9 protein-coding genes are annotated in these 7,914 nt (G+C 43.2%); 8 read left to right on the top strand and 1 reads right to left on the bottom strand.

Going from position 1 to position 7,914, the window contains the following annotated elements:
* Positions 1-422: 422 nt before the first annotated feature.
* Positions 423-1,877, bottom strand: a complete 1,455-nt coding sequence (locus ISR87_14960; GenBank protein MBL7026741.1) for a sodium/proline symporter — start codon at positions 1,875-1,877, stop codon at positions 423-425.
* 216 nt (positions 1,878-2,093) lie between these two features.
* On the opposite strand from ISR87_14960, the gene ISR87_14955 reads away from it, so the two are divergent.
* The 8 genes from ISR87_14955 (at position 2,094) to ISR87_14920 (ending at position 7,731) form a co-directional block, all read left to right on the top strand.
* On the top strand, positions 2,094-2,651 hold the full coding sequence (locus tag ISR87_14955; GenBank protein MBL7026740.1) for a hypothetical protein: 558 nt from the start codon (positions 2,094-2,096) through the stop codon (positions 2,649-2,651).
* The gene (locus ISR87_14950; GenBank protein MBL7026739.1) at positions 2,641-3,366 is read left to right on the top strand and encodes a hypothetical protein; all 726 of its coding nucleotides are present in this window, start codon (positions 2,641-2,643) and stop codon (positions 3,364-3,366) included. The genes ISR87_14955 and ISR87_14950 overlap by 11 nt, the downstream gene beginning before the upstream one ends.
* Positions 3,367-3,484: 118 nt before the next feature.
* Entirely contained in the window at positions 3,485-3,883 is a 399-nt protein-coding gene (locus ISR87_14945; GenBank protein MBL7026738.1) for a hypothetical protein, read from the top strand.
* Between the two features lie 70 nt (positions 3,884-3,953).
* Positions 3,954-4,133 (top strand): hypothetical protein, encoded by a 180-nt coding sequence (locus ISR87_14940; GenBank protein ID MBL7026737.1) that lies wholly within the window; start codon positions 3,954-3,956, stop codon positions 4,131-4,133.
* Entirely contained in the window at positions 4,130-4,360 is a 231-nt protein-coding gene (locus ISR87_14935; protein MBL7026736.1) for a hypothetical protein, read from the top strand. Before ISR87_14940 ends, ISR87_14935 begins: the two co-directional genes overlap by 4 nt.
* A gap of 108 nt (positions 4,361-4,468) precedes the next feature.
* Complete coding sequence (gene pruA, locus ISR87_14930; GenBank protein ID MBL7026735.1) at positions 4,469-6,100, top strand: L-glutamate gamma-semialdehyde dehydrogenase; 1,632 nt, start codon at positions 4,469-4,471, stop codon at positions 6,098-6,100.
* Between the two features lie 75 nt (positions 6,101-6,175).
* Entirely contained in the window at positions 6,176-6,853 is a 678-nt protein-coding gene (locus ISR87_14925; protein ID MBL7026734.1) for a hypothetical protein, read from the top strand.
* A gap of 176 nt (positions 6,854-7,029) precedes the next feature.
* Positions 7,030-7,731: a rhodanese-like domain-containing protein gene (locus ISR87_14920; GenBank protein MBL7026733.1), complete on the top strand. Its 702-nt coding sequence runs from the start codon at positions 7,030-7,032 to the stop codon at positions 7,729-7,731.
* Positions 7,732-7,914 lie beyond the last annotated feature (183 nt).

Below are 7,914 nucleotides of genomic sequence, written 5' to 3'. Positions count from 1 at the left end.
AAGAAGCTGGATACCTCTTTTTCACGGATTATTACCGAAATGTTAAGGTGTAAATTAAGGAACCGCCCTGTACGGAACCGTACGCAGGGTGGTGTGAGAGGACGGATAGGGAATTAATCCCTATCCTCCTACTCGATTTCTTTAGGAAAAAGAAACAGGGACAACTAAAATCCGGAAGCGGGGGAATACGACCAGACCGATGTCCCTGTAAAATCATGATAAAAATAGTAGTCAATAGGTCACATGTCAATGATTTATATTGAAATATTTGCAAGAAATTTGCAATTACTTCAATTGAATCTCAAGTAACTCATTTGCATCCTTAAAAATATAATATTTAACAATGATTTGGGATAGTCAACAAGACCTTTAGAGACATGGTCAATTCTCAAGGCCATTTACTGAAGATTTATACCCGTTCATTATGAGCCCTTAGGCAATTCTGCTGAATTATCAGGTTTGAGGATTGAAAAGATGTAAACGGCGAGCAGGGCAATGAGAAATGCTGAAAATCGAACGCTTACCCAATCACCAAACAAATCGACCACTGTAAATAAAGTTCCCGAGATCATACCTGCAATTACACCTGAAGTACTAACTCGTTTCCACCACAATGTGAGTAGTAGGGCAGGACCAAAAGACGCGCCCAGACCACCCCAGGCATAGCTAACCATTTCAAATACAAGGTCAGTTGATTGCCAGGCTAGATAAAACGCCAATAATCCGATCAGGATCGTCAGTACTCGCCCAATGGCAAGCAAGTCGAAGCGATTTTTCAGCTTCTGAAAGAAATTGCCTATGAGATCCTCGGTAAGAACGGTGGTGGAGACCAGCAGCTGGCTATCTGCCGTTGACATCATGGCAGCAATCGCTCCAGAAATAAAAATTCCGGCAATCCAGGGATGCAAAAGATTTTGAGCCATGATGGGCATCAGTTTTTCTGGATCGCTCAGGGAAGCCACACCGGTTAACACCTGGCCATCGTAACTCATACCACTTGCCTGAAGTAGAAAATATCCTGTGAGACCAATAAACATGCTGCCAAAAAAGGCAGGCACCGCCCATGAAATGGCGATGCGGCGGCTGATCTTAATATTCGAGGCTTTATCAATGGCCATAAAGCGCGTGAGGAGATGAGGCTGCCCCATGTATCCCAAACCCCAACTCAACCCGCCTATGGTAGCTGCCAGAGCCGCCATGCCTGCCTGCCCGGCGAACAGGGTACTACCCTCAAATTGAAATTCGACTGCAGAGAGGGCCTGGATTTCAATAAATGCAACTACTGGCAAAATGACCAGGGTTCCAATCATGATGATGCCCTGTACCAAATCAGTCCAGGCCACAGCAAGGAACCCGCCCATCAATGTGTAAAAAACAATAATAACAGCACCTATGAGCATCCCTTGCATATGGGTCACACCAAAAGTGACGTTCAACACTTTACCCGCCCCGGAGAATTGGGCTGCTACATAAAATGTGAAAAAGAAGGTGATGATAAGGGAAGCCAGAATCCTGAGAATGCCTCGCTCATCCCTGAATCGTTTTGCGAAAAGCTCAGGCAGGGTCAGGGCGTTGTATTCTTCAGTCGCCTCTCTCAAACGCTGCGCTATAAAAAACCAGGAAAAAATAATCCCGGAGATACAACCAACGACCGTCCACAGCTCCAATAATCCAGCCACCAGAGCAGCTCCTGGTAATCCCAAAATTAACCATGCAGATTCCCCTGAAGCCCTTTCCGAAAAGGCAATCACCCACGGACCCAGGCGTTGACCACCCAGCGCAAAGTCTTTCATGGATTTTGTGAGGTGTGCAGTATAAAAACCAACTCCCAGGATAAGCATGAGGTAGAGAATAAAACCTAGAGTAACAGGGTCCATGGAGGCGTTCCTTTAGATAAACTAATTTTAGCTGGGCTACGTGGAGCAAGGTAAAACAAACCAGTATATCGGGGAACATAATTTCTGTTGAGTAAATGGCGGGACAATCACATATCAAATGACCATAAAAGCATTATTAGCCTCGTGAAAAAAGACTAAATTCCGCCCTGAATGAACAACTTAAATTCCAGAAAAATATGGCGACTATGTTTCATAATGCTTCTGTTAAGTGTGGCATCAGGATATGGTCAGGTCGATAGTCTGACAGTTTATCCTGAATTTGATAGCCAGTTATTGAAACTGAAGGTGCCTGATGCATTTCAGCGTAGTAGCCTGAAACTTGAAGTGTTCTCTGATTCCTCCTGGCAGCTTTATCGGGGCAACGAAGCCTTGAGCTTTTCACAATCCTTACAGCTGCTGGGTCAGGAGCGTGTTATTGCAGAATATGAATCTCACCTCATCAAAGAAGCTGGATTTTTGAAGGATTTTCGATCAAGACGCGTCTTCGCCATAATCAGCTCAATGGGAGGGGCCGGCTATCTTTCATTTATCTGGAGTAAGGGTTGGGTATATCAAATACCTGGTTATGCTGCCATCATTATTGGCGGTGTACGCTATTTTGAAAGCCGTCAGTTTGAAATTCAAGCGTTGAGAGAGCAGTACTATCTGCAGACTTTAATTAGTCCTGCCAGAGTGCAGACTCTGGTAGATGATTATAATTTTCAACTCTATCAATATTTATCTACAGCAGGAATTCAATTCAGTGATAGCTAAAATCATTTTATCCATCACTCTTTTGTTTGGTGCCTGCCCAGCAGTTCATGCATTCGAAATCTATCATAACCCACCTGAACATTTTCTTCAAGGGGTCCCAGGTCAACTGGAAGTCATTTTACCCCATTATCTAAATGAACCAGATTTTGTGAAACTCTTCATCAAGGAGGATGGTATGGAGGTTTACCAGGAACTGACCTTTTATGAAGTAAGTGGTGCCTGGTACTGCGATATCCCAGCAGCATATATGAGTGGTGATAGTTTATGTTATTATATCGGTGCCTCATTCGGACCTGCTGGTCTTGCTGCATTTCCAGCCGATGATCCAGAGAGGGACCCCTTGAAAGTTCCGCTTCTGAAGTTCATAACAAAAAATCGCAGATTTGAGCCCAAACTCATCCAGGATGTTATCCTGGATCACACAGTCACTCCATGGAAGCCAAAACCCTCAAGACGCTCCAATAATTTCCCTGTATTATATATACCCAAAGCCAACCAGGCATTTGTCGAGAGTGGCTATATCAAAATTGTAGGGAATGAGCAAGCAACCACCGAAGATCTGCTACGATCTATGTTGTATCTTTGCCTCCAGGAAAATGCTGATGCTATCACCAATCTTCGGTATTCACTTCTCTCTTCAAAAGAGGGTATGGATACAGTTGAAGGGCATATAGAATTAGAGGGTGTTTACCTGAGAAGACCACCCAGGAATTGATTAAATCCTGAGAGGTAACAATTGCCTGAAGCGGCGATTCATTCTAGTTTAGGACCCTATGTCATTATGAGAACTATGACATAACATTTCATTAAGAATAATATCACAGGAGTGCAGAATGCCGGGAAAAGACGAAAAACCTCAAGAATCTAAGAGCGTCGAGGAACCTGTCGATTTTGATAATTCAGAAAGTCGCCTGACTTTTCTAAAAGGCCAGCTGAATGATATGCTGGATGGCATCAATAATGTCTATGGACAAGATCTCATGGACGAGCTCCTCAAGCGCCTCGAGAAAACGGTTGAAGATTTCAACAACGAAGTCAGCGGTCTTATTGGTAAACTCAAAGCCGGAAAAATCTTTGAGGAAGATGAGCCAGAAGAAAACGATGACCCCTCAGAAGCAACTGATGAAGATGTTCAAGAGGGTGATGAACCCCAGGAGAAGTCTTTCGAAGACCAAGAGGAAGAAGACTCAGATATTATCGCTCGTATGCGAAAACGCATTACCCACGATTAGTTTCAAAAATAAATCAGTGCCAGCCAGGAATTCAACACCCCCAACTCCTCAGGAAATTGGGGATAGGATTGTGCGGAATCTCGACAAGGTGCGTGGTTTCCTCAAAGTCCTCCAGGATGAAATTCGTGATCCCCAAAAATCAGGTCGTGGGGATAGGAAAGAATGGCAGCATCATGCTGAAAAGCTTGATGCAAATCTTTCTGAACTAAGAAATATTGTTGATGGAGATGATGAGGACATTGACTCATGACAGAATCCATGAGCGATATTGCCAGGTTGATCAAGAGGTTCGATACTGAGCTTCGAAAAGAACTACATACCTCAAGATCAGGTCTTTTTCGAAATGATAGGGGTGAATTATTTATCCGATCCAATGTACCTCTTGGGCAGAGTTATCCCGACGAAGTGATTGGCATATTCGCTGATCCAGCAGATTTGGATTTTTACTACAAAATTTACCTGATGGAAGAAGACTGATATCCCTTCAGTACCGATTGGATTGGATTTTGCATTGGGGATATCAAATCAAAATATGGAAGTATATTTTGGTAACAATTTAATGCGTGATGGAGTGAGGAGTAAAATATGGCTGATAAAATAGTCCGAGTCCCAAAGGCAGTGAACGAGCCAATATTAGAGTACAAGCCTGGATCACAGGAAAAGGCAGAATTATTAAGCATACTAAATAAAATGAAGTCAGAAGTTGTGGAAATCCCTGTCATAATTGGTGGTAAAGAGATATTCACAGGTGAAACCTCAACCAATGTTATGCCCCACAACCACAAGCATGTGCTGGCAAAATATCACATGGCTGGAAGTAAAGAGATTGCTCAAGCTATAGAAGCCTCACAGGAGGCATGGAAAACATGGTCTGTCATGCCCTGGGAATCACGCGTAGCCATCTTTAAGAAAATGGCTGTCCTATTGGCTGGTCCCTACAGGAACATTCTTAATGCTGCCACTATGCTTGGACAAAGCAAGAATGCTTTCCAGGCAGAAATCGATTCTGCCTGTGAGTTGATTGACTTCTTTAATTTCAATGCGGAATATTTACAGGAAATTTATGCCCAACAACCTGGCATTTCTCCAGAAGGAATATGGAATCAGGTCGAGCATCGTCCACTTGAGGGATTTGTATTTGCCGTTACACCTTTTAATTTTACTTCAATTGCTGGCAATTTGCCAACTGCTCCAGCCTTAATGGGAAATGTGACACTCTGGAAACCCGCATCATCTGCTGTATACTCAGGCTATTTTCTGATGAAAATGTTTGAGGAAGCCGGATTGCCAGATGGCGTGATAAATTTCATCCCTGGAAAAGGCTCCGTTGTGGGTCCCCAGGTCATTGAGAGCGAACATCTCGCTGGTATTCATTTTACTGGTTCCACGGCTGTTTTCCAGAATATGTGGAAAACAATCGGAAATAACATTGCAAAGTATAAAACCTATCCTCGCATTGTAGGGGAGACCGGTGGCAAAGATTTTATCGTTGCCCATGAATCCACCGAAATAGACGTATTGAGAACTGCAGTGATTCGAGGATCCTTTGAATATCAGGGACAGAAATGTTCTGCAGCTTCACGGGTTTACATCCCACGTTCCATGTGGGCCGAATTCAAAGAAAGTTATGTTGCAGAAGTTGCCAAAATTAAAGTTGGTGACGTGGAAGATTTTGGGAATTTCATGAATGCTGTCATCGACAGGGGAGCATTTGCTGATATCACTGCATATATTGATTATGCAAGCTCACATAAAGATGCAGAAATCATTACCGGTGGTACCTATGATGATTCTAAGGGATATTTTATTGAACCGACCACCATTGTAACTACTGATCCCCATTTCAAGACGATGGAGGAGGAAATCTTTGGCCCTGTGGTTACCATCTATGTCTACGATGAGACCTGGGAAGATATCCTTGATGTTGTTGATGGTACAAGCCCCTATGCGCTTACTGGAGCTGTTTTGGCAAAGGATAGAGATGCTGTGCAACTGGCCCTTGAGAAATTGCGTCACAGTGCTGGTAATTTCTATATCAATGACAAGCCCACTGGCGCCGTGGTTGGACAGCAGCCTTTTGGTGGAAGTCGGGCATCTGGAACCAACGATAAAGCGGGCTCAATCTTTAATTTGATCCGATGGATATCCCAACGAACCATAAAAGAAAATTTCTTACCACCCACTGAATTTCCATATCCTTTTATGGATAAAGAGTAGAGAGCTAATTACCAGGCGGGGAGTCATATCCCCGCCTGGTTCAAACCAATACATCATTGAAATAATTGTCCGTTTATGAATAGTATTGAACAATTAAGCATCAAAGGCAGGAGTGTTTTACATCGACCTGCCCGGGATTTAAAGCAGGCTCGTGCCACACTGGTGCTTTTGCATGGATATGGTGCAGACGAGTACGACCTCATGGGTCTGGCTTCATACTTTGATCCTGATATCCAAGTGCTTAGCATCAGAGGAAGTGGGCTAACCCCATATGGTGGCGCTTCATGGTTTGATATTGATATGCTCTCTGATGGCAGTCTGAAATTTAACATTGATCAGGCGAAAGTTAGTACGCAGGGTGTGATTGAGATAATTGCACACTTGCAAGAGACTGCGATTATCGCCAATAAACAGATAATTCTAGCTGGATTTAGCCAGGGTGCGACTATTTCAAATCTGATTACCCTGCAGATTCCAGAACGTCTACGTGCCCTGCTAATCATGAGTGGCCGATTGCCAGAAGATATGGCTGAGCTTTCTGGCGATACATCAAGATTTACAAATTTACCTATTTTTGCTGGCCATGGTACTCATGACAATGTCATTCCCATTGAGTATGGTCGTCAGATTGTGTCATTTTGGAGCCCTATTGCAGAGCTGGAACACCATGAATATCCCATGGGTCATGAAATTTCCCAGCCAGAGCTTGAACACATCCAGATGTGGCTCAAAAAAGTTCTATCCCGGACCTAAATACTTCTGATTAATCTCCTACGAACACCACACTGAGAATTAGGCAGGTGCTCTTGGAGGGATGAAAAGGCCTGTGAAATCAATACAGAAGTAAATAGTCGCCACATAAAAATTAAACTTGGTATTTATATTGTCACCATTGCATATATATGGCGTCTATAGCTACAGGAGGAAACATGAAATACAAAATTACTGGCATTTTATTGATGATTGGAATATTCATGGTTGCAGGATGTGACAAATTCGGTGCGAAAGATAGTACACCGGTAGATGTTTCAGGAAAAATTCAGGGTGGTTATCGCCACCTTCCCATAAGTATGAAGGCTGATACAACCAGACTGGTTGTGTATCGTGGCGATTATGTAAAGTTCTATGTTGACGATCAAGGGCAATCTCAGGTAGAATATCCACTAAATATCCCACAATTGGGTGTGAGTGCAGTGTTGAAAGATAACACACTTGAACAGCCCTTTTTCAAAATGAAAACACCTGGGACTTACGCTTTTACAATCGGTGACAAGGTGGGTACCATCGACGTAGTAGAATTGCGTCAATCCAATTATACTGAACTGAGTGCTGAGGAAGCCTGGAAGATGTTGTTAAAGAATCCACCTCTGCTTCTGGATGTGCGTACCAAGAACGAATTTAGCAGAGGGTATATCAAGGGAGCAGTACTGATCCCATTGCAGGATCTTCAAGCAAGAGCTGGTGAATTAGAACAATATCAGAATCAACCCATTTTGATCTATTGTGCAACAGGTAATCGCAGTACTACAGCTTCTAAAATTCTCCTGGATCAGGGGTACAAGAATGTGATGAATATGCGAATGGGAATTATGGCCTGGGCCAGCAAAGGTTACAATATCCAGTTTCAATAAAATATATGCTTGCACGACAAAGAGGCTGTCCCAAAAGGGCAGCCTCAGATCGTTGAGAAACCCGTCATTATTGGCGGGTTTTTTGTTTTTAGCAATTTTAGGTGACTTTCGCAGGAAAGTTTGATTTGGGTATATCGATTGGTATGGACTTGCTCAGATGGCGTTGTTTTGCGAAAATAGAGG

It is taken from the genome of Candidatus Neomarinimicrobiota bacterium, from assembly GCA_016784545.1.
GTDB lineage: Bacteria > Fidelibacterota > UBA8477 > UBA8477 > JABMPR01 > JABMPR01.
Note: the sequence above shows the minus strand (reverse complement) of the source record. Positions and strands in the feature narration are given on the sequence as shown.

What these genes read in the sequence shown, in the direction of transcription:
- ISR87_14920 (MBL7026733.1), top strand. Translation starts at nt 7,030, where the DNA reads ATGAAATACAAAATTACTGGCATTTTATTGATGATTGGAATATTCATG.
- ISR87_14960 (MBL7026741.1), bottom strand. Translation starts at nt 1,877, where the DNA reads ATGGACCCTGTTACTCTAGGTTTTATTCTCTACCTCATGCTTATCCTG.
- ISR87_14925 (MBL7026734.1), top strand. Translation starts at nt 6,176, where the DNA reads ATGAATAGTATTGAACAATTAAGCATCAAAGGCAGGAGTGTTTTACAT.
- ISR87_14945 (MBL7026738.1), top strand. Translation starts at nt 3,485, where the DNA reads ATGCCGGGAAAAGACGAAAAACCTCAAGAATCTAAGAGCGTCGAGGAA.
- pruA (MBL7026735.1), top strand. Translation starts at nt 4,469, where the DNA reads ATGGCTGATAAAATAGTCCGAGTCCCAAAGGCAGTGAACGAGCCAATA.
- ISR87_14955 (MBL7026740.1), top strand. Translation starts at nt 2,094, where the DNA reads ATGCTTCTGTTAAGTGTGGCATCAGGATATGGTCAGGTCGATAGTCTG.
- ISR87_14935 (MBL7026736.1), top strand. Translation starts at nt 4,130, where the DNA reads ATGACAGAATCCATGAGCGATATTGCCAGGTTGATCAAGAGGTTCGAT.